The following is a 19,106-nucleotide window of genomic DNA, read 5'->3' on the forward strand; positions in this document are numbered from 1 at the left end:
CTCGGTGGGCGAGATGGTGCGATAACACTAACGATTAATCCGAGAGTGCCTCAGGCCGCGCCCATCCCTTCTATACTGAATTATCCATAGCTTCCCTCATAACGTCATGGAATATGACCCTTTTCAGGAGGTAACACGATGTCAGGACAAAATTTGCAGAGTCATGAACTGTTCAAAACGGGCTACTTTGCTGCGGGGAAATGGCAGCAGAGCGGCGCGACCTTCGAGGTTGTGAATCCGGCGACGGGTGAATCGATTGCCAGCGTGGCGAAAGCGGGAAAGAAAGAGACGCAGGCGGCGATTGATGCAGCCTATGCCGCTTTTCCTGCCTGGAAGCGTAAAACCGCGAAGGAACGGTCTGAAATTCTGTATCGCTGGTACGAACTGATTCTGGAAAATAAACGCTATCTGGCGGAGTTGATGACCGCTGAGCAGGGTAAGCCAGTGCAGGAAGCCGAAGGTGAAGTCGTCTACGCGGCGAATTTCATTCAGTGGTTTGCTGAGCAGGGAAAACGGGCTAACGGTGAGATTATTCCGCCTGCGAAACCCGGATCGAAGATTTACGCCACGCGTGAACCCGTAGGCGTCGTTGTCGCTATTACACCGTGGAATTTCCCGCTGGCGATGCTGACACGTAAGCTGGGGCCAGCCCTGGCCGCGGGATGTACCGGCGTCATCAAACCCGCGAACAACACGCCGCTGTCTGCGTTTGCGCTGTTGGCGCTGGCACAGCAGGCGGGTGTGCCGGATGGCGTACTCAACGGTGTGGCGGGCGACACGCAGGCGATTAGCGATACCGTCATGGCGAGCGATAAAGTGCGCAAAATTTCCTTCACTGGTTCGACAGAAGTAGGGAAAACGCTGGTGCGCAACGCTGCAGATACGATGAAGAAAGTGTCGATGGAGCTGGGCGGCAACGCGCCTTATATCGTGTTTGATGATGCGGATATTCAGGCTGCGGTGAAAGGCGCGATCGCTAATCGCTTCCGCAATGCGGGTCAGGTCTGCGTCAGCGCCAACCGATTTTATATTCAGGACGGCGTCTACGATGAGTTTGTCTCTCTGCTTGCGGAAGAAGTGAAGAAGTTGAAGGTCGGCAACGGTATGGATGACGGCGTCGTGCTCGGTCCGCTGATTGACGATGCTGCCGTTGAGAAGGTGGAAAAGCACGTCAATGACGCGGTAGAAAAGGGAGGCAAGGCGCTTGTCGGTGGTAAACGGTACAAGCTGGGCCACAGCTTCTTTGAGCCGACGGTGATTGTTGATGCCAACGAAGCGATGCTGCTGGCGCAGGAAGAAACCTTTGGCCCGGTAGCTCCCTGTTTCCGCTTCAAAACGGAAGAAGAAGTGATTCAGCGCGCCAACAATACGCCATTTGGTCTGGCGGCTTACTTCTACAGCCAGAATTTGCAGCGTGTGTTCCGCGTAGCAGAAGCGCTGGAGAGCGGCATGATTGGCATTAACGAATGCGCGGTTTCAACCGAGTTAGCCCCCTTCGGCGGCGTGAAAGAGTCAGGATTAGGCCGCGAAGGCTCTGTTCTGGGGCTGGATGAGTTTCTGGAAGTGAAAACCTGGCATCTGGGCGGGTTGTAATCTGGGATGCTGTCGCGATCGGAATGGAACGTGAGCTTAACGAACTACCGGTAATACATGGGATGAGTGAGACATACTCCTCATCCCACGATCGCCGTTAGTCTGTGGTCTCAGCCAGTTCGCGTAGATACTGGAAGATCTGGCGGGCAGATTTCGGCGGCTTATTCGTCGCTTTCTCTTTCTGCGCATTGCGCACCAGAGAACGTAACTGCTGACGGTCAGCGTGAGGATACAGCGCCAGAATATCGGGGACCACATCGTCACCCTCTTCAATCAGACGGTCGCGCAGCTGTTCCAGTTTGTGGAATAACGCCACCTGCTGATTATGACGGTTGTTCAGCTTATCCAGCGCGGTTTGGATCGGCTCTGGATCGCGGGCGCGCAGCATTTTACCAATCAGCTGTAGCTGACGGCGGCGGCCTTCTTTCTTAATCCGCTGCGCCAGTTCCACTGCCGCACGCAGATCGTCGTCCAACGGGATCTTCTCCAGGGCGTTTTTGCCCAGATCGACCAGTTCCGCGCCGAGATCTTTCAGCGCTTCGGCATCGCGCTTTATTTCACTTTTGCTGACCCAGATAATTTCATCATCTTCGTCGTCTTCTTGGTTATCGGGGGCGTCGTTCAGCCAGTCTTCGTATTTTTGCTTCATGGTTGGCTCCTAAAAAGTGTCCAGGAGCAATTCGTAACGCTACGTGTAGCGGCTCCGGGATGGTGAACAGCGTGCCCACCAGAAAAAAGAGGCTGATACTAACAGGTTTGGGCTTTGTGCGAAATTGTCCGTAGATCCTGTTAGACTAGAAAGCATTATGCTACACCATTTTATGCTCCTCATACTTCACGTTACCTACGTGTTGGCTGCGCGAAGTATATAGAGTATACGCCCCTTTTGTGCTCGTTGCGGGGATGATGATGGTGAGCTTTCTTCCACTCATTATGGCAGAACAATGACGATAACTACTCAGGTTGCAGAGCAGCGTAAAGCGCTGGAGCTCGCGGTTGCTCAGGCGCTGGAACTGGCGCGTGCCGGTTCTGATGCGGCAGAAGTCGCGGTGTCAAAAACGACGGGCATTAGCGTCAGTACCCGTTATGGTGAGGTTGAAAATGTTGAATTCAACAGCGATGGCGCGTTGGGCATTACGGTTTATCACCAACAGCGTAAAGGCAGCGCATCGTCTACCGATCTCAGCCCGGATGCGATAGCCCGTACCGTACAGGCCGCGCTGGATATTGCGCGTTATACCTCTGTCGATCCTTTTGCTGGCCCGGCGGATCGGGAGCTTCTGGCGTTCGACGCGCCGGATCTGGATCTGTTCCATCCGACCGAGCTGGATGCGGATCGCGGCATTGAATTAGCCGCTCGCGCAGAGCAGGCGGCGTTACAGGCAGACAAGCGCATCACTAACACCGAAGGCGGCAGTTTTAACAGCCACTACGGTGTGAAGGTGTTCGGCAATAGCCACGGCCTGCTGAAAAGCTACTGCTCTAGCCGTCACTCTATGTCCAGCTGTGTGATTGCCGAAGTGAATGGCGATATGGAGCGAGATTATGCCTACACCGTTGGCCGTGCGCTGGATGACTTACTCAGCCCGGAATGGGTGGGCGAAGAGTGCGCGCGCCGCACATTATCCCGTTTGTCACCGCGTAAACTGCCCACCATGCAGGCTCCGGTGATGTTCTCTGCGGAAGTGGCGACGGGCCTGTTTGGCCATTTGGTTGGCGCCATTAGCGGCGGCAGCGTTTATCGTAAATCCACTTTCCTGCTGGATAAGCTGGGTCAGCAGATTCTGCCGAAGTGGCTGACGATTGAGGAACAACCTCATCTGCTGAGAGGGCTGGCCTCTACGCCGTTCGACAGTGAAGGCGTGCGGACGCAGGCGCGTGAAATTGTGAAGGCGGGCGTGTTGCAGACCTGGCTCATGACAAGCTACTCCGCGCGTAAGCTGGGCATGCAGAGCACCGGTCATGCGGGAGGCATTCATAACTGGCGGATTGCCGGACAGGGTTTGGATTTCAACGGTATGTTGAAACAGATGGGCAAAGGCCTGCTGGTGACCGAACTGATGGGGCAAGGTGTGAGCGGTGTGACGGGGGATTATTCCCGTGGAGCATCCGGCTTCTGGGTCGAAAACGGTGAAATTCAATATCCGGTCAGCGAGATTACTATCGCGGGTAACCTGAAAGACATGCTGCGTAATATTGTGACGGTGGGGAACGATATCGAAACCCGAAGCAATATCCAGTGTGGTTCCGTTCTGCTGCCATCGATGAAGATCGCAGGGGAATAAACCTGCTCTTCGTGAGTAACCGTCGCCGTCGGCAGTGTCCGACGGCTGTTACTCTATCTCTGGTTTAGCGGTGGTACTCGCCCGCGGCTTCTGGCTGATAGAGTAGTTCTAGTACTTCAATTCGCGTTTCTTCACCGTTTGGCAATTGCCAGGTGATAGAATTTCCCACATGCATTCCCAATAGTGCCGCACCCAGCGGAGCCATCACCGACAGCGGTTCTTTGCTGTCCTTCACTGCGGCTGGGTAAACCAGCGTGCGGATGTGCTCTTCGTTGGTATTCAGATCGCGGAAACGCACCCGACTATTCATGGTGACGACATGTGAGGGAATCGATGCCGAAGGCAGAATGTCTGCCCGATCCAGCTCCTCATTCAACGCCTGTGCGATATCGCTGTCCGCAAAGGCGGGCTGCTCCAATAACATATCCAGACGTTCTGCATCCAATTCACTGATTGTCAGGTTAGGTTTCGTCATACTCCTCTCCAGTTGGTATTTTCAGATGATATAAAAATAACCCCCCGCGCCCAAAGGAGCAGGGGGTATAAGAAAATATTATGATTTATATAGGTAGATAGTAGGAGGTTCGGAAGGGAAAGTGAAGCGATGCTTGTCACGAAGGCTGGCAGATAGCCTGCTAAGGAAATGCTAGTCCTCGTCGAACCCGGCTTCAAACAGCCCGATGACGGCGGCAAGCGCCTGTTCTTCATCCGGGCCAGTGGCTTCCACCTCAATGAGACGCCCTTTGGCCGAGTCCAGCATCAGCATGGCAATCACGCTGCTGGCTTCGGCTTCGGTGCCGCTGTCATTACGCAGTATTACTTCTGCATCAAAGCTCTGTACCAGCTCGAACAATTTCATGGCTGGGCGAGCGTGCATGCCCAGCTTGTTTTTGATTTCAACCGTTTGCCGGACTGTCATAGGTTACCTGGCTGTACTGGTTTGCCGACTATCACGAGGGTTTACGTTTTTCCAGCGTACGGTGGCGTGACTGTACGTTCTTACCGCGTGAGCGGAAGTAGTCTGCCAGCTGTTCAGCAACGTAGACGGAACGGTGTTTACCGCCGGTACAGCCAATCGCAACGGTCAGGTAGCTGCGGTTATTGGTTTCCAGCATCGGCAGCCACAGTTCCAGATAGCTGCGAGTCTGGTAGATGAAGTTGTGAACTTCGGTATGCCTGTCGAGGAAAGACGCAACGGGCTTATCCAGACCGGTCATCGGGCGCAGTTTCGGATCCCAGTGCGGGTTCGGCAGGAAGCGCACGTCAAAGACGTAATCCGCATCGATAGGGATACCGTGCTTGAAGCCGAACGATTCGAACACCATCGTGAGCTCGCGTTCTCGCTTGCCGAGCAGCCGAGTACGCAGCATTTCGGCCAGCTCATGTACCGACATCTCTGAGGTGTCGATAATCAGATCGGCACGTGAACGCAGCGGCTCCAGTAGGTCGCTTTCTTCATCAATGGCGCTTTCCAGTGACAGATTCTTGCTGGAGAGCGGGTGAAGGCGACGGGTATCGCTGTAGCGACGAATCAGCGTATTGCGATCGGCATCCAGAAACAGCAGTTGAGGCGAGAAGCTGGGTGGCAGTTGCTCCATGGCATGCTCGAAGATCTCTGGGGATTCCGGCATATTGCGCACGTCAATGCTGACTGCTGCGGAAATGTTACGTGCCGCAAGCGTATTAGCCAGTTCTGGCAGTAGAACCACTGGCAGGTTATCTACGCAGTAGAACCCCATATCTTCCAGTGCGCGCAGGGCGACAGATTTCCCTGAACCTGAGCGACCACTGACAATCATCAGCACCATCTGACGACTCCCCTCTGGCAACGTGATGGCGAATTTGCATTGCCACTGTTTTTATAAAGTGATGTATAGCTAAAAAAATGACGGCTTAGCGCATGGATTGCAAGCATTCTCTGAATCCACGGCAAATCGCTCATCATCGTGAACATGACCACCATCCGGCTTAACCGGCTTCCGTCATAATCTGGTACAGCTCTTCATCGCTTTGCGCCGCACGCAGGCGTCGGCAAACCGTTTTATCCGCCAGCCGCTTGGCAACAAGCGACAGGGTATGCAAATGGGTTTTACATTGTTCCGCCGGAACCAGCAAGGCAAAAAGCAGATCAACGGCCTGATTATCAATGGCATCGAAAGCGATCGGTTGCTCTAACTGGATGAAAACACCGATGGCGCCCAGCGCATTATCGTCTTCCAGCTTACCGTGAGGAATGGCAATGCCGCCGCCGATTCCCGTGCTGCCCATGCGTTCGCGGGTGAGGATGGCATCAAAAATAATCTGCGAAGGAATGTTAAGCTGCTTTGCGGCCAGCTCGCTGATAATTTCCAATGCCCGTTTCTTACTCTGGCAGTGGACGGTGCTTCGGGTGCACTCAGGGCGTAATACGGTGCTGAGCTGCAATACGGGATCGTGGTTCATTATATTTTCACTTAACGACGCTTTCACTTCTGGTGATCCCGACCCACCCGATGGATGGGCCGAGTTTGTTCCTTTGCCAAACGGCAAAGGAGAAAATTAGTGCTGCTTAAGTTTATCTTTATGCTTATTGAGCTGTCTCGCCAGCTTATCAATCAATAAATCTATCGCAGCGTACATATCTGCCGCCTCTGAGGTTGCATGCAGCTCGCCGCCATTAACGTGGAGCGTGGCCTCGGCAATTTGCTGAACTTTTTCCACTCTCAATACCACATTGACCTGATTAATCCGGTCAAAATACTGCTCTAATTTGGCAAATTTGCCATTCACAAAATCACGCAGTGGTTCAGTGATATCGATGTGGTGTCCGGTAATGTTGAGCTGCATAGTGTCTTCCTTCTCTGTTGAGATCAAACCAGTTGTTTACGCTGATTCGATGGTGGGATAGATAAAGACTCTCGGTATTTTGCAACGGTTCGACGTGCCACGATAATGCCCTGATCGGAGAGTAGCGCTGTCAGCTTACTATCGCTCAGTGGCTTCACGGGATTTTCCGCTGCAATAAGCTTCTTCACCAACGCGCGGATTGCCGTTGACGACGCTTCTCCGCCGCTATCGGTATTAACGTGGCTGGAGAAGAAATATTTTAGCTCAAAAATGCCGCGCGGGCTGTGCAGGAACTTCTGTGTCGTCACGCGTGAGATGGTGGATTCATGCATATCCACTGCCTGCGCGATGTCTGCCAGTACCATGGGCTTCATGAATTCTTCACCCTGCTCGAAGAAATCCTGCTGCTGCTCGACGATGCAGCGGGTTACCTTCAGCAGCGTGTCATTGCGACTTTCCAGGCTTTTGATGAGCCAGCGCGCTTCTTGCAGGTTGCTGCGGATAAACTGCCCGTCGCTGTCGTTGCGCGCGCTGTTACCCAGCGCAGCGTATTGCTGGTTAATCTGCAAACGGGGAACGCTGTCAGTGTTCAGTTCAACGGACCAGATTCCCTGAACTTTACGGACCAGCACGTCAGGGATGACGTATTCGGATTCACCCGTGTTGATCGATTGTCCCGGACGGGGATCGAGCGATTGGATCAGCGCCAGTGCTTCTTTCAGCACTTCTTCTTTCAGGCGCGTGATGCGGATCAGGCTGCGGAAATCATGGTTGGCTAACAGATCGAGATGATCGCTGACGATCAGACGCGCTTCGGTCAGGCGTGGCGTGTCGTCGGCGAATTGGGAAAGCTGCACCAGCAGACAATCACGCAGGTCGCGGGCGGCGACGCCAACGGGATCGAAGCGCTGTACGCGTTTGAGTACGGCTTCAACTTCTTCCAGCGTCACGTCGTCGTCACCGATGCTCTCAAGAATGTCTTGTAGCGGTACAGTCAGGTAACCGGTGTTGTCCACCGCATCGACGATAGAGGTCGCGATAGCCGCGTCGGTATCGGAAAACGGCGTCAGCTCAACCTGCCACATCAGGTAATCCTGAAGCGTTTGCGTGGTTTCGCCTTGATAAATCGGTAGTTCTTCATCGCGATAATCGGTGCCAGTGCCCGACGGCGTGCCTGCGGAGTAGATTTCATCCCAGGTGGCATCAAGCGGCAATTCTTCCGGCATGTCCCTTTGTTCAAGGGCTTCACCGGTATCCAGTGAATCGCTGTCTGCCTTTTCAAATGACTCGATTTCGTCGTGCTGATCCGTTTGTTCGAGCAACGGATTACTTTCTAACGCCAGTTGAATCTCCTGTTGCAATTCAAGCGTGGACAGTTGCAACAGGCGGATCGCCTGTTGGAGCTGTGGAGTCATGGCCAGTTGCTGGCTAAGCCTGAGTTGCAAACCTTGCTTCATAAATCGCGCTAACGTCCCATAAGTACTGCAAAGATAAAATATTACCCTATCAGAGTCGGAAGCCTTCGCCCAGATACACGCGTTTTACCTGTTCATCGGCCAGAATATCGGTCGGTGAACCGTGGGCGATCAGGTTACCCTGACTCACGATGTAGGCTCGTTCACAGACATCAAGCGTTTCGCGGACGTTATGATCGGTAATCAACACGCCAAGCCCGCTGTCACGCAGATGCTCAATGATTTTTTTAATATCCAGTACGGAGATCGGGTCTACGCCCGCAAACGGTTCATCCAGCAGGATGAACTTCGGATTCGCTGCCAGCGCACGCGCAATCTCTACGCGGCGTCTTTCCCCACCGGACAGCGATTGTCCCAGACTATCGCGCAAATGAATAATATGGAATTCTTCCATTAGCTCATTGGCACGATCTTCCTGCTGTTCGGTCGTCAGATCTTTACGGATCTGTAACACCGCCATCAGATTGTCATACACGCTTAAGCGACGGAAGATAGAGGCTTCCTGCGGCAGATAGCCGATGCCACGCAGTGCACGTTCGTGCAAAGGAAGCAGGCTGATGTCGTCGTCATCAATGACGATGCGTCCTTCATCACGCGGGACGATGCCCACCACCATGTAGAACGTTGTCGTTTTGCCAGCACCGTTCGGCCCGAGCAGGCCGACGATTTCACCAGAATTCACGGTGAGGCTGACGTTTTCCACGACCTTACGGCCTTTGTACGCCTTGGCTAGATTTTCTGCGGTTAATGTTGCCATAACTTATTCAGTGACCCGTGGTTGCGGTTGCTGAGAACGAGAAGGCTGGCTCTTGTTCTCTTTCTCCTGAAGCTGAGAAGGGACCAACACCGTCGTCACGCGTTTTCCTTTGTCGCTGGTGGCTTCCATCTGCTGCTGTTTCACCAGATAAGTGATGCGATCGCCTTTGACATTGCTGTCCTGCTGTTCCAGATAGGCATTGCCTGTGAGTACCAGAAAGTCTTTGGCCAGCTCGTAGCGGATTTTCTGCGCGTGACCTTTCACCGGCTTGCCGTTGTCCTGCATCTGGTAGAAGGTCACGGGGTTGCCGTAACCTTCCACCACTTCACTGCCTTGCGTGCCCTGTGGACGCGTCACGACGACCTTGTCGGCTTTCACTTCAATCGTCCCTTGCTTCACGACAACATTACCAGTGAACGTCACCGTGTTGCCCTGCATGTCCAGAGATTGCTGTGCTGAATCTATGTGAATAGGTTGGTTGCTATCGCCGGTAAGGGCAACGGCGGAAACGCTGACGGCGAACAGCGAGCTGGCGATCAGGGTGTTACGCATGAGGTTATTGGTTTTGGATTTCATAAGAGGTTTTTACCTTTTCGATCAACTCGGCCGTTTTGTTACGCAGATTCCCGCGCATTTTCATTCCGCTTGAGGTAAAGCTGGCACCGTACAGGGTGACTTCATCATCGGAAGAGACGTCCTGTGTGACCAGATTCACCTGGGCATTATTCGTTGTGATGCGCTGAAGCTGTGCGTCTTTCGTCAGGCTATTCACCTCAACGTTGCCGTACAGATAGAGCATCTTGTCTTTTGTCAGCTTGGCGCGATCTGCGCGTACTGACCAGGTTGCCGTGCCTTGTTCATTGAACAGCGTGGCTACAGGCTTGGTAAACCAGCTCAACTGCTCGTCGTTGAAATACTCCGCTTTTTCCGAAATCAGCCTGTAGCTCAGCTTACCCGCAGGGCTGTATACCTGCGTATTAGTCTTTTCGCTGGTATAAACCGGCACGGCGGGGTCGTTTGCATCCGGTGCTGTTACCGTGTCGTCATCTGCAATGTTCCAGCCGATGAGGATAAGCACCAACAGGGCCAGAAAAGCGGTGAGCCAACGCTTGGTTTTACTCATATTGACAACCCTTTGGCATGCTCCAGCTTGTCCTGCGAGAACAGAATCAAATCACACAGCTCACGTACTGCGCCACGGCCTCCCGCAATGCGGGTGACATAATCTGCGCGTGGTAACAGCAGCGGATGGGCGTCTGCCACGGCAACGCTCAGCCCGACCTGTGCCATTACTGGCCAGTCGATCATATCGTCGCCGATATACGCGACCTGATTTGCCGTTACTGACAGTTTATCCAACAGATCGTTGAAGGCCAAAACCTTATCCGATTGCCCCTGATAAAGATGGTTAATGCCCAGCGTCTTACACCGATCTTCCAGCAATTTTGCAGAACGCCCGGTAATGATGGCAACCTCAATATCGGACGTCAGCAAGCAGCGAATACCATAGCCGTCGCGGACGTTAAAGGCTTTCAGCTCCTCGCCGTGGTTACCCATATAAATCAGACCATCGGACATCACGCCGTCAACGTCGCAGATTAACAGGCGTACCTCACGGGCTTTATCCAGTACCTGTTGATCGACAGGTCCATAGCAGGTATCGGTTTGCGCCCTGACTTCACTCATTCACTATTATCCTTTCTTTTTAAACCACGCCAGCCCGCAGCATATCGTGCATATGGACGATCCCGACCAGACGATCGTTTTCTGCCACCAGCACTGAGGTGATGTGGCGTGACTGCATCAGGTTAAGTGCATCCACCGCCAGCGTTTGCGGTGCGACCCGGATGCCGCCCGCGGTCATCACATCAGCAATGCGCGCGCTGTTCAAGTCAATATTCATGTCGAAGATGCGGCGCAGGTCACCATCGGTAAAGATGCCCTGAATTTTCATATCCGCCTCGCAGATTACCGTCATACCCAGATTTTTGCGCGTAATTTCCACCAAGGCATCACGTAATGAGGCATCGTGTGGGACATGGGGAATCTCATCGCCCGAATGCATGATATCGCTGACGCGCAGTAAAAGTTTGCGGCCGAGTGCGCCACCGGGGTGAGAAAGGGCGAAATCTTCTGCGGTAAAGCCGCGCGCCTGTAACAAGGCTACGGCCAGCGCATCTCCCATGACCAGCGTCGCGGTGGTGCTGGTGGTGGGCGCCAGACCGAGCGGGCAGGCTTCCTGTGGGACGTGAACGCATAGGTGAATATCCGCAGCCTTGCCCATCGTACTTTCCGGTGCGCTGGTCATGCAGATCAGGAACACTTTCTGGCGTTTCAGAACGGGAATCAGCGACAGAATTTCATGGGACTCGCCAGAGTTGGAAATGGCGATCACGATATCGTGCGGCGTCACCATGCCGAGGTCACCGTGGCTGGCTTCGCCCGGGTGAACAAAAAAAGCAGGTGTACCGGTGCTGGCGAAGGTCGCGGCAATCTTGCAGCCGATGTGGCCGGATTTGCCCATTCCCATCACCACCACTTTGCCCTCGCAGTGAAATATCTTTTTGCAGGCGAGGGTAAAATTGTCATCAATGTACTGGTCTAATTGCGCAAGCCCATCGCGCTCGATACTCAGTACCTGCTTGCCCGCTTGCTGGAAATCGAAATCGGCTGGTAGTTCATGAGCCTTTTGTCGCGTGTGAGCGGCTTGTGGTGCGTGATCGGCTTGTGGTGCATGATCGGATAGTGCACGGTCAGACTGCTGTTTTAGATGAGCATCTTGTTCAAACTGTGACATACCAATAGTCCTGATTATGATGAAAAACAGAGCGTCTTATGAAAAACAAAACTTCTTATGAAAAGCAAAACAGGGCCGTCAGATAGGCGATAAACGCGCAGCATAATAATGCGCCTGCACCCTGTCCTATACGGCGTTTTTTGCTGAGGCACAGCGCGGTTAACAGCACGCTCGCCGCCAGCATGACCCAATAGTCGCGCTGAAAAACCTGAGGGTTCAGTGCGCCCGGCGAGAGCAGCGCAGGTACGCCTAGAACAATCGCGATATTAAAAATGTTCGAGCCAATCAAGTTGCCCAGCGCAATATCATCTTCTTTCTTCAGCGTCCCGACGATGGCGGTAGCAAGCTCAGGCAGGCTGGTGCCAATCGCCAATATGGTCAGCCCGATAGTCAACTCGCTGACATCGAAGTAGCGTGCAATGACGGTAGCGTTATCCACCACCATACGGGCGGCCATGGGTAAAATAATCATGCCGAGAATCAACCACAGCACGGCGACCATCTGGCTGCTGTCATCCTGTGGGAGTTCCGCCAACTGTTCGCGTGTCAGGCTATCGCCGCCTTCCCGCTGCGCCTGTTGTGCCATGCGGAGTATCAGCACCAGACACAGAATGGCGGCAAAGAGCAGCATTATGCCGTCGGTGCGGCTCAGGTAGCTATCATGCAGTAAAACGCCACACAATAAAGTGACGGACAACATGAGCGGCAATTCCCGGCGCAGAATGGCCGAATGTACCGTTAGAGGGCGAATGAGTGCCGCGCTGCCGAGAATGAGTAAAATATTGGTGATATTGGAGCCCAGAACATTACCGACGGCCATATCGTTCTGATCGTTCAACGCGGCAGTAACCGAAACGATCAGCTCGGGGAGCGAGGTGCCGAAGCCGACAATGGTGATGCCGATAACGAAAGGAGGTAAGCCAAGAGAACGCGCAAGCACGGCGGCACCATAGACAAGACGATCGGCACCGTAAACCAGTAATAGCAAACCAACGAACAAGAGTAGTGTTGCAAAAAGCATGCAGCGTCCTTTAATAGGATATAATCACCGGCCTGTTGTCGAATAAGTCAGTATTTCTGGACGATTTTCGCACAAAAAGCATTTTCTGTGATGAGTGCTAATTCTGACGGTGCTTGGCGAAAAAGTAAAACCTGTCGCGATAAGTAAAACCCAGTAACGGTTTGTGCCGCCATTTTGGACAAGAACTTACGGTAAGTTTTTGTAAAACTCGCACCTTGATGAAAGCCAGCCGTTAGGCTGGAGTGAAAGACCTCTTTATGAGCGTACTGATGGGTAAGGAATGGAAATAATGAACCATGAGGCAACTAATCTGGTCGAGATCCGTGGTCTTAGCTTTCGGCGCGGAGAGCGAGAGATTTTTACGGACATCACGCTGAATGTGCCTAAAGGCAAGGTCACCGCGATCATGGGGCCTTCCGGTATCGGTAAAACCACGCTGTTGCGCCTGATTGGTGGACAGCTACCGCCAGACAGCGGCGAAATCTGGTTTGATGGCGAGAATATCCCGACGTTGTCGCGCAGTGAGTTGTACAACGCGCGCAAGAAAATGAGCATGTTGTTTCAGTCCGGTGCGTTATTCACCGATTTGAATGTGTTTGATAATGTCGCCTGGCCGCTGCGTGAACATACCAAACTGCCGGAAGCGCTGTTGCGTAGCATCGTCATGATGAAGCTGGAAGCCGTGGGATTACGTGGCGCCGCCGAGCTGATGCCCGCGGAGCTTTCCGGCGGCATGGCGCGGCGCGCGGCGTTGGCGAGAGCCATCGCGCTCGACCCACAGCTGATTATGTTTGATGAGCCTTTTGTCGGGCAAGACCCGATTACGCTCGGGACACTGGTGAAGCTCATCGACGAGTTGAATCATGCATTGGGCGTGACCTGCATTGTGGTTTCTCACGATGTACCAGAGGTGATGAGCATTGCCGATTACGCGTATATCGTGGCCGATAAGCGGGTGATCGGAGAAGGGACTGCGGACCAACTGAGGGCAAATAATGACCCGCAGGTTCGTCAGTTCCTGGATGGTATCGCCGACGGGCCAGTGCCTTTCCGTTTTCCTGCGGGTGACTATAAAACGTCGCTGCTAGGTTCAGGGGGTTAACGCAGTCATGTTATTACGGACGTTGGCGTCGTTGGGGCGTCAGGGAATCTCCACCAGTGCCTCGTTTGGGCGCGCCGGGCTGATGCTGTTTAATGCCTTGGTGGGTAAACCCGAATTCAGAAAACAGTGGCCGCTGTTGGTGAAACAGCTTTACAGCGTTGGCGTGCAGTCGCTGCTGATCATCATGGTTTCCGGTCTGTTCATCGGCATGGTTCTGGGGTTACAGGGCTATCTCATCCTGACGACTTATAGCGCCGAGGCCAGCCTGGGCATGATGGTGGCGCTGTCGCTGCTGCGTGAGCTCGGTCCGGTGGTGACGGCGCTGCTGTTTGCCGGACGTGCGGGTTCTGCATTGACGGCGGAAATTGGCCTGATGAAGGCAACGGAACAGCTCTCCAGCATGGAGATGATGGCGGTCGATCCGCTGCGCCGCGTTGTCGCACCTCGCTTCTGGGCTGGGTTAATCAGCATGCCGCTGCTGGCGGTAATTTTTGTCGCGGTGGGCATTTGGGGCGGCGCGCTGGTCGGTGTGGACTGGAAAGGCATCGACAGCGGGTTCTTCTGGTCTGCCATGCAGGGCGCGGTTGACTGGCGTCAGGATGTCTTGAACTGCGTGATTAAAAGTATCGTATTTGCGATTACCGTGACCTGGATTGCACTGTTTAACGGCTATGACGCGATCCCGACGTCTGAGGGGATCAGCCGTGCAACGACCCGAACCGTCGTGCACTCGTCGTTAGCGGTACTGGGATTGGATTTTGTGCTGACAGCACTGATGTTTGGGAACTGAGTCGATGCAAACAAAGAAAACTGAAGTCTGGGTTGGTGTGTTTATGTTGATCGCGCTGGCTGCCATCCTCTTTTTATGCCTGAAAGTCGCCGATCTCAAATCGATCGGTAACGAGCCGACGTATCGCCTGTATGCGACGTTTGACAACATTGGCGGGTTAAAATCGCGTTCTCCGATCAGAATTGGCGGCGTGGTTGTTGGCCGCGTAGCGGATATTTCGCTGGACGAGAAAACGTACCTGCCGCGCGTGGCGATGGATATTCAGCAGCGCTACGATCATATTCCTGATACCAGCTCTCTGGCCATTCGTACCTCCGGTTTGCTGGGCGAACAGTATCTGGCACTGAACATTGGGTTTGAAGATGAGGAAATGGGCACCGCGATCCTGAAAGACGGTGGTGTGATTCAGGACACCAAGTCAGCGATGGTGCTTGAAGACCTCATCGGCCAATTCCTATATAAGAGCGGTAGCAATAGCGAAGATAATGCCGGTCAATCGGGTACGGAGCCGGGTGCTAATCCTGCGGCAACGCCTGAGCACAACAACGAACCTGTTCCTTCACATCCATAAGAGGATATCTGCATGTTTAAACGTTTACTGATGGTGGCTTTACTGGTGGTCGCGCCATTAGCCAACGCGGCGGACCAAACGAATCCCTACAGTTTAATGAATGAAGCGGCGGAAAAAACGTTTAACCGCTTGAAGAACGAACAGCCAAAGATCAAACAAAATCCTGACTATCTGCGTACTATCGTACGTGAAGAGTTGCTGCCGTATGTTCAGGTGAGATACGCCGGTGCGTTGGTGTTGGGGCGTTACTACAAAGACGCGACACTGGCACAGCGTGATGCCTATTTCAAAGCGTTTGAAGCCTATTTGGAACAGGCCTACGGGCAGGCTTTGGCGATGTATAACGGGCAAACCTATCAAATTGTGTCGGGACAGCCGCTGGGCAATAATGATATCGTTTCCATTCGCGTGAACATTGTTGATAACGGCGGCCGCCCTCCGGTACGTCTGGACTTCCAATGGCGTAAGAACAGCCAAACTGGCCACTGGCAGGCGTTCGACATGATTGCCGAGGGTGTCAGTATGATCACCACTAAACAGAACGAGTGGGCGGCAGTACTGCGTCAGAACGGCGTGGATGGCCTGACTAAACAGCTGGAATCCTCGGCGAAGCAGACCATCACGTTGGATCAGAAAAAGTAATTTGGGTACGAACATGGCGAACGCATTGAACTGGCAGGCACAGGACTCCACGCTGGCGTTAACGGGCGATCTGGATCGAGAAACGCTGTTACCGTTCTGGCAGCAGCGTGAATCGTTGCTGGCGGGTAAAACTATGCTGGATGTGTCTGGATTAAACCGCGTTGATTCTGCCGGGTTAGCATTGCTGATGCACGTTTATCAGCAGCCGTCTTCAGGCGGAGATATAACGATTGTCGGTGCCAGCGATCGGCTAAAAACGCTCATTGCGCTCTATAACCTGAATGAAATCATTCCTGTGTCTTAAACGGTAACGCGGGTTACCGGATTCGCCCCTTTAGGCATCGTCTGAAGGGGCGTATTCTTTGTTTAAGATAGCGTCATATTCATCTAAGATACCTCCCTGTAAATCATCTCCCCCTGACATAGAAATCGAGAGCGATGGAAAATAACGAAATTAAAGACGTGCTGATGAACGCATTGGCACTGGAAGAAGCCCATGTTTCTGGTGATGGCAGCCATTTTCAGGTCATCGTAGTGGGCGGACTTTTTGCTGGAATGAGCCGAGTAAAAAAACAGCAGGCTGTTTATGCGCCGCTGATGGAGTACATCGCGGATAACCGTATTCATGCGCTGTCGATCAAGGCTTATACGCCTGAAGAGTGGCAACGCGACCGTAAACTGAACGGCTTCTAAGTATTATTCCCCCCTGCGAGTGGGAATAAACGGCCGGTATCAGCGTGACGACACATTGAATTAAGACATCGAGATACAAAGACTATGGATAAATTTCGTGTTCAGGGCCCAACCCGCTTAGCGGGGGAAGTGACCATTTCTGGCGCCAAGAATGCTGCGTTGCCCATCCTGTTCGCTGCGTTACTCGCAGAAGAGCCGGTAGAAATTCAGAACGTACCGAAACTGCGCGACATTGATACCACCATGAAGCTGCTGGGTCAGCTGGGTGCGCGCGTTGAGCGTAACGGTTCCGTCCATGTGGATGCCAGCGATGTAAACGTGTTCTGCGCGCCGTACGATCTGGTGAAAACCATGCGCGCCTCTATTTGGGCTTTAGGGCCGCTGGTGGCGCGTTTTGGTCAAGGTCAGGTTTCACTGCCCGGTGGCTGTGCGATTGGCGCCCGCCCGGTAGATTTGCACATTTATGGCCTTGAGCAGCTTGGTGCGCAGATCGTACTGGAAGAAGGCTATGTCAAAGCGACGGTTGATGGCCGCCTGAAAGGTGCGCACATCGTGATGGACAAAGTGAGCGTGGGCGCCACGGTCACCATCATGAGCGCGGCGACGCTGGCGGAAGGCACCACAATTATTGAGAACGCGGCGCGTGAACCCGAGATTGTCGATACGGCAAACTTCCTGAATACGCTGGGTGCGAAAATCAGCGGTGCGGGCACGGATAAAATCACCATTGAAGGTGTTGCGCGTCTGGGCGGCGGTGTCTACCGCGTGGTGCCTGACCGTATTGAAACCGGGACATTCCTGGTCGCGGCTGCGGTATCTCGTGGTCAGATTATGTGCCGCAATACTCGTCCTGATACGCTGGATGCGGTATTGGCGAAGCTGCGCGAAGCAGGCGCGGAGATCGAAATTGGCGAAGACTGGATCAGTCTGGATATGCACGGTAAACGTCCAAAAGCCGTTACCGTTCGTACGTCGCCACATCCGGGGTTCCCGACCGATATGCAGGCGCAGTTCAGCCTGCTGAATCTGGTCGCGGAAGGCACGGGCGTGATTACCGAAACCATCTTCGAAAATCGCTTCATGCATGTACCTGAGCTTATTCGTATGGGCGCGCAGGCGGAAATTGAGAGCAACACGGTAATTTGCCACGGCGTGGATAAGCTGTCTGGTGCGCAGGTGATGGCGACCGACTTACGTGCGTCAGCCAGTCTGGTGTTAGCCGGTTGTATCGCGGAAGGTGTGACGATAGTCGATCGTATTTATCACATCGATCGCGGCTATGACCGCATCGAAGATAAGCTGCGTGCGTTAGGTGCGAACATCGAGCGCGTTAAAGAGCACGAGTAAGTGTTTCAGTCATAATTAGGTTTGTCAGCCGGGTGGGTTCCCACCCGGTTTCTTGTTTACCTGCCGATGTGATTCTATCGACCGACCTTATATGCCGTTATTGGGTAGGGAATTCCTGAATCGTCATTTGCAGCGTGACTTGATTTTTATCACGCACAATCGTGACTGGAATGACAGTGCCGGGGCGTATTTCCGAAACCTGTTCCATCGTTTCAATAATCGAGCGCGCAGGCTTATTGTTCACGCTAACGATGACGTCTTCGACACGAATACCTGCTTTATCCGCCGGTCCACCTGGGTCGATAGTCTGAACGAGAATCCCGCTTAACCTGTCCTGCGCATCACGATTGTTAGTCGACGTGCTGTTCTCAATATTCTCGATCTGGACGCCGTTGACGCCAATATAGCCACGCACCACGCGACCATCGCGGATGAGCTTGCTCATTACCTTGGTCGCCAGCGCGACGGGAATGGCGAAGCTAATGCCTTCCGGCGTTTCGCCATTGCTGCTTTTATCAAACGAAAGAGTATTAATCCCGACCAGCTCACCGAGCGTGTTGACCAGCGCACCACCGGAATTCCCGTGGTTAATTGAGGCATCGGTTTGCAGCAAATTTTGGCGCCCTACCTGGCTTCTTTGCTGACCATAGGTGCTAAGGCTGACGCGGCCAGTGGCGCTGATGACGCCCTGCGTGACGGTTTGCCCCAGATTATAAGGGTTGCCGATCGCCATCACGATATCGCCGACGTGCGGTATACGGTCTGGATTTATGGGAATAACGGGCAGATTGACGCCATCAATTTGCAACACGGCCAGGTCGGTCAGGCTATCGGAACCGATCACGCGGGCTTCGTACAGCCTGCCGTCTGATAGCTCTATCTGGATTTGTTGCACGTTATTAATCACATGCTTGTTGGTTAAAATGTACCCTTTTTCATTCATGATGACGCCGGATCCGAGAGGATGAATGGCGACTTCGTTGGGCTTACCCTCTTTGGCAACCCGGTTATAAACGTTCACCACAGCAGGCGCCGCATGGCTGACGCCCTGATGGTAGCTTATGGGTGAACCATCAGTATTTTTGTCATTGCCTTTCAGAAACGACGTGCCAGACCCGATAAAGGGCAGTACGGCCAGAATAATACCGGCGACGAGGGCACCAAAGAGCGCTGAACGTAATAACTTAGCAAGCATGGCCGTGATTTA

General features: G+C 53.4%; 23 protein-coding genes. 9 read left to right on the forward strand and 14 right to left on the reverse strand.

Translation table 11 applies throughout. From position 1 onward, the window contains the following. Positions 1-138: 138 nt before the first annotated feature. Positions 139-1,593, forward strand: a complete 1,455-nt coding sequence (locus BUB06_RS04425; protein ID WP_039470329.1) for an NAD-dependent succinate-semialdehyde dehydrogenase — start codon at positions 139-141, stop codon at positions 1,591-1,593. Between the two features lie 97 nt (positions 1,594-1,690). On the opposite strand, the gene yjgA is transcribed toward BUB06_RS04425, so the two are convergent. Further along, positions 1,691-2,242 carry a ribosome biogenesis factor YjgA gene (gene yjgA / locus BUB06_RS04430; protein ID WP_039470330.1) on the reverse strand — a complete coding sequence of 184 codons (552 nt, stop codon included), beginning with the start codon at positions 2,240-2,242 and terminating at the stop codon, positions 1,691-1,693. 295 nt (positions 2,243-2,537) lie between these two features. On the opposite strand from yjgA, the gene pmbA reads away from it, so the two are divergent. Further along, positions 2,538-3,878 (forward strand): metalloprotease PmbA, encoded by a 1,341-nt coding sequence (gene pmbA, locus BUB06_RS04435; protein ID WP_039470332.1) that lies wholly within the window; start codon positions 2,538-2,540, stop codon positions 3,876-3,878. 64 nt (positions 3,879-3,942) lie between these two features. Here the strand turns inward: pmbA and rnk are convergent, their stop codons facing one another. From rnk to BUB06_RS04495, 12 genes are all read right to left on the reverse strand, one after another. After that, positions 3,943-4,353, reverse strand: coding sequence for a nucleoside diphosphate kinase regulator (gene rnk, locus BUB06_RS04440; RefSeq protein WP_010296624.1), 411 nt, complete (start codon positions 4,351-4,353; stop codon positions 3,943-3,945). Positions 4,354-4,524: 171 nt separating this feature from the next. Beyond that, positions 4,525-4,797: a PTS phosphocarrier protein NPr gene (gene npr, locus BUB06_RS04445; RefSeq protein WP_010296626.1), complete on the reverse strand. Its 273-nt coding sequence runs from the start codon at positions 4,795-4,797 to the stop codon at positions 4,525-4,527. Between the two features lie 31 nt (positions 4,798-4,828). Then, positions 4,829-5,686 (reverse strand): RNase adapter RapZ, encoded by an 858-nt coding sequence (gene rapZ / locus BUB06_RS04450; protein WP_010296630.1) that lies wholly within the window; start codon positions 5,684-5,686, stop codon positions 4,829-4,831. A gap of 160 nt (positions 5,687-5,846) precedes the next feature. After that, the gene (ptsN, locus tag BUB06_RS04455) at positions 5,847-6,320 is read right to left on the reverse strand and encodes a PTS IIA-like nitrogen regulatory protein PtsN (RefSeq protein ID WP_029367653.1); all 474 of its coding nucleotides are present in this window, start codon (positions 6,318-6,320) and stop codon (positions 5,847-5,849) included. Positions 6,321-6,416: 96 nt separating this feature from the next. Continuing rightward, positions 6,417-6,704, reverse strand: coding sequence for a ribosome hibernation promoting factor (gene hpf / locus BUB06_RS04460; RefSeq protein ID WP_010296634.1), 288 nt, complete (start codon positions 6,702-6,704; stop codon positions 6,417-6,419). A 23-nt stretch (positions 6,705-6,727) separates the two neighbouring features. Continuing rightward, positions 6,728-8,161, reverse strand: coding sequence for an RNA polymerase factor sigma-54 (rpoN, locus tag BUB06_RS04465; protein WP_010296636.1), 1,434 nt, complete (start codon positions 8,159-8,161; stop codon positions 6,728-6,730). 49 nt (positions 8,162-8,210) lie between these two features. Continuing rightward, on the reverse strand, positions 8,211-8,936 hold the full coding sequence (lptB, locus tag BUB06_RS04470; RefSeq protein WP_010296638.1) for an LPS export ABC transporter ATP-binding protein: 726 nt from the start codon (positions 8,934-8,936) through the stop codon (positions 8,211-8,213). 3 nt (positions 8,937-8,939) lie between these two features. Further along, positions 8,940-9,512, reverse strand: coding sequence for a lipopolysaccharide ABC transporter substrate-binding protein LptA (lptA, locus tag BUB06_RS04475; protein ID WP_039470333.1), 573 nt, complete (start codon positions 9,510-9,512; stop codon positions 8,940-8,942). Next, positions 9,493-10,059, reverse strand: coding sequence for an LPS export ABC transporter periplasmic protein LptC (gene lptC, locus BUB06_RS04480; RefSeq protein WP_039470335.1), 567 nt, complete (start codon positions 10,057-10,059; stop codon positions 9,493-9,495). Before lptC ends, lptA begins: the two co-directional genes overlap by 20 nt. Further along, complete coding sequence (kdsC, locus tag BUB06_RS04485; RefSeq protein WP_010296644.1) at positions 10,056-10,622, reverse strand: 3-deoxy-manno-octulosonate-8-phosphatase KdsC; 567 nt, start codon at positions 10,620-10,622, stop codon at positions 10,056-10,058. Before kdsC ends, lptC begins: the two co-directional genes overlap by 4 nt. A gap of 19 nt (positions 10,623-10,641) precedes the next feature. Then, the gene (gene kdsD / locus BUB06_RS04490; RefSeq protein WP_039470336.1) at positions 10,642-11,733 is read right to left on the reverse strand and encodes an arabinose-5-phosphate isomerase KdsD; all 1,092 of its coding nucleotides are present in this window, start codon (positions 11,731-11,733) and stop codon (positions 10,642-10,644) included. Positions 11,734-11,788: 55 nt separating this feature from the next. Next, positions 11,789-12,754 carry a calcium/sodium antiporter gene (locus tag BUB06_RS04495; RefSeq protein ID WP_039470338.1) on the reverse strand — a complete coding sequence of 322 codons (966 nt, stop codon included), beginning with the start codon at positions 12,752-12,754 and terminating at the stop codon, positions 11,789-11,791. A 289-nt stretch (positions 12,755-13,043) separates the two neighbouring features. On the opposite strand from BUB06_RS04495, the gene mlaF reads away from it, so the two are divergent. From mlaF to murA, 7 genes are all read left to right on the forward strand, one after another. Continuing rightward, positions 13,044-13,856 carry a phospholipid ABC transporter ATP-binding protein MlaF gene (gene mlaF / locus BUB06_RS04500; protein WP_010296654.1) on the forward strand — a complete coding sequence of 271 codons (813 nt, stop codon included), beginning with the start codon at positions 13,044-13,046 and terminating at the stop codon, positions 13,854-13,856. A gap of 7 nt (positions 13,857-13,863) precedes the next feature. Next, entirely contained in the window at positions 13,864-14,646 is a 783-nt protein-coding gene (gene mlaE / locus BUB06_RS04505) for a lipid asymmetry maintenance ABC transporter permease subunit MlaE (RefSeq protein WP_010296655.1), read from the forward strand. A 4-nt stretch (positions 14,647-14,650) separates the two neighbouring features. Further along, entirely contained in the window at positions 14,651-15,217 is a 567-nt protein-coding gene (gene mlaD / locus BUB06_RS04510; protein WP_039470339.1) for an outer membrane lipid asymmetry maintenance protein MlaD, read from the forward strand. 12 nt (positions 15,218-15,229) lie between these two features. Continuing rightward, the gene (gene mlaC, locus BUB06_RS04515; RefSeq protein WP_039470341.1) at positions 15,230-15,859 is read left to right on the forward strand and encodes a phospholipid-binding protein MlaC; all 630 of its coding nucleotides are present in this window, start codon (positions 15,230-15,232) and stop codon (positions 15,857-15,859) included. Positions 15,860-15,872: 13 nt separating this feature from the next. Beyond that, positions 15,873-16,163 carry a lipid asymmetry maintenance protein MlaB gene (gene mlaB, locus BUB06_RS04520; protein ID WP_039470996.1) on the forward strand — a complete coding sequence of 97 codons (291 nt, stop codon included), beginning with the start codon at positions 15,873-15,875 and terminating at the stop codon, positions 16,161-16,163. A 134-nt stretch (positions 16,164-16,297) separates the two neighbouring features. Next, entirely contained in the window at positions 16,298-16,552 is a 255-nt protein-coding gene (ibaG, locus tag BUB06_RS04525; protein ID WP_010280170.1) for a BolA family iron metabolism protein IbaG, read from the forward strand. 84 nt (positions 16,553-16,636) lie between these two features. Further along, the gene (gene murA / locus BUB06_RS04530; protein ID WP_010296664.1) at positions 16,637-17,899 is read left to right on the forward strand and encodes a UDP-N-acetylglucosamine 1-carboxyvinyltransferase; all 1,263 of its coding nucleotides are present in this window, start codon (positions 16,637-16,639) and stop codon (positions 17,897-17,899) included. Between the two features lie 97 nt (positions 17,900-17,996). On the opposite strand, the gene degS is transcribed toward murA, so the two are convergent. Beyond that, positions 17,997-19,094, reverse strand: coding sequence for an outer membrane-stress sensor serine endopeptidase DegS (degS, locus tag BUB06_RS04535; protein ID WP_010296667.1), 1,098 nt, complete (start codon positions 19,092-19,094; stop codon positions 17,997-17,999). Between the last annotated feature and the right edge of the window lie 12 nt (positions 19,095-19,106).

The organism is Pectobacterium carotovorum, assembly GCF_900129615.1.
In the GTDB taxonomy this organism is placed as follows: domain Bacteria; phylum Pseudomonadota; class Gammaproteobacteria; order Enterobacterales; family Enterobacteriaceae; genus Pectobacterium; species Pectobacterium carotovorum.

Bases quoted from the DNA above. Each gene is read 5' to 3' on its own strand.
- BUB06_RS04425 (WP_039470329.1), top strand. From the start codon at position 139: ATGTCAGGACAAAATTTGCAGAGTCATGAACTGTTCAAAACGGGCTAC.
- yjgA (WP_039470330.1), bottom strand. From the start codon at position 2,242: ATGAAGCAAAAATACGAAGACTGGCTGAACGACGCCCCCGATAACCAA.
- pmbA (WP_039470332.1), top strand. From the start codon at position 2,538: ATGACGATAACTACTCAGGTTGCAGAGCAGCGTAAAGCGCTGGAGCTC.
- rnk (WP_010296624.1), bottom strand. From the start codon at position 4,353: ATGACGAAACCTAACCTGACAATCAGTGAATTGGATGCAGAACGTCTG.
- npr (WP_010296626.1), bottom strand. From the start codon at position 4,797: ATGACAGTCCGGCAAACGGTTGAAATCAAAAACAAGCTGGGCATGCAC.
- rapZ (WP_010296630.1), bottom strand. From the start codon at position 5,686: ATGGTGCTGATGATTGTCAGTGGTCGCTCAGGTTCAGGGAAATCTGTC.
- ptsN (WP_029367653.1), bottom strand. From the start codon at position 6,320: ATGAACCACGATCCCGTATTGCAGCTCAGCACCGTATTACGCCCTGAG.
- hpf (WP_010296634.1), bottom strand. From the start codon at position 6,704: ATGCAGCTCAACATTACCGGACACCACATCGATATCACTGAACCACTG.
- rpoN (WP_010296636.1), bottom strand. From the start codon at position 8,161: ATGAAGCAAGGTTTGCAACTCAGGCTTAGCCAGCAACTGGCCATGACT.
- lptB (WP_010296638.1), bottom strand. From the start codon at position 8,936: ATGGCAACATTAACCGCAGAAAATCTAGCCAAGGCGTACAAAGGCCGT.
- lptA (WP_039470333.1), bottom strand. From the start codon at position 9,512: ATGAAATCCAAAACCAATAACCTCATGCGTAACACCCTGATCGCCAGC.
- lptC (WP_039470335.1), bottom strand. From the start codon at position 10,059: ATGAGTAAAACCAAGCGTTGGCTCACCGCTTTTCTGGCCCTGTTGGTG.
- kdsC (WP_010296644.1), bottom strand. From the start codon at position 10,622: ATGAGTGAAGTCAGGGCGCAAACCGATACCTGCTATGGACCTGTCGAT.
- kdsD (WP_039470336.1), bottom strand. From the start codon at position 11,733: ATGTCACAGTTTGAACAAGATGCTCATCTAAAACAGCAGTCTGACCGT.
- BUB06_RS04495 (WP_039470338.1), bottom strand. From the start codon at position 12,754: ATGCTTTTTGCAACACTACTCTTGTTCGTTGGTTTGCTATTACTGGTT.
- mlaF (WP_010296654.1), top strand. From the start codon at position 13,044: ATGAACCATGAGGCAACTAATCTGGTCGAGATCCGTGGTCTTAGCTTT.
- mlaE (WP_010296655.1), top strand. From the start codon at position 13,864: ATGTTATTACGGACGTTGGCGTCGTTGGGGCGTCAGGGAATCTCCACC.
- mlaD (WP_039470339.1), top strand. From the start codon at position 14,651: ATGCAAACAAAGAAAACTGAAGTCTGGGTTGGTGTGTTTATGTTGATC.
- mlaC (WP_039470341.1), top strand. From the start codon at position 15,230: ATGTTTAAACGTTTACTGATGGTGGCTTTACTGGTGGTCGCGCCATTA.
- mlaB (WP_039470996.1), top strand. From the start codon at position 15,873: ATGGCGAACGCATTGAACTGGCAGGCACAGGACTCCACGCTGGCGTTA.
- ibaG (WP_010280170.1), top strand. From the start codon at position 16,298: ATGGAAAATAACGAAATTAAAGACGTGCTGATGAACGCATTGGCACTG.
- murA (WP_010296664.1), top strand. From the start codon at position 16,637: ATGGATAAATTTCGTGTTCAGGGCCCAACCCGCTTAGCGGGGGAAGTG.
- degS (WP_010296667.1), bottom strand. From the start codon at position 19,094: ATGCTTGCTAAGTTATTACGTTCAGCGCTCTTTGGTGCCCTCGTCGCC.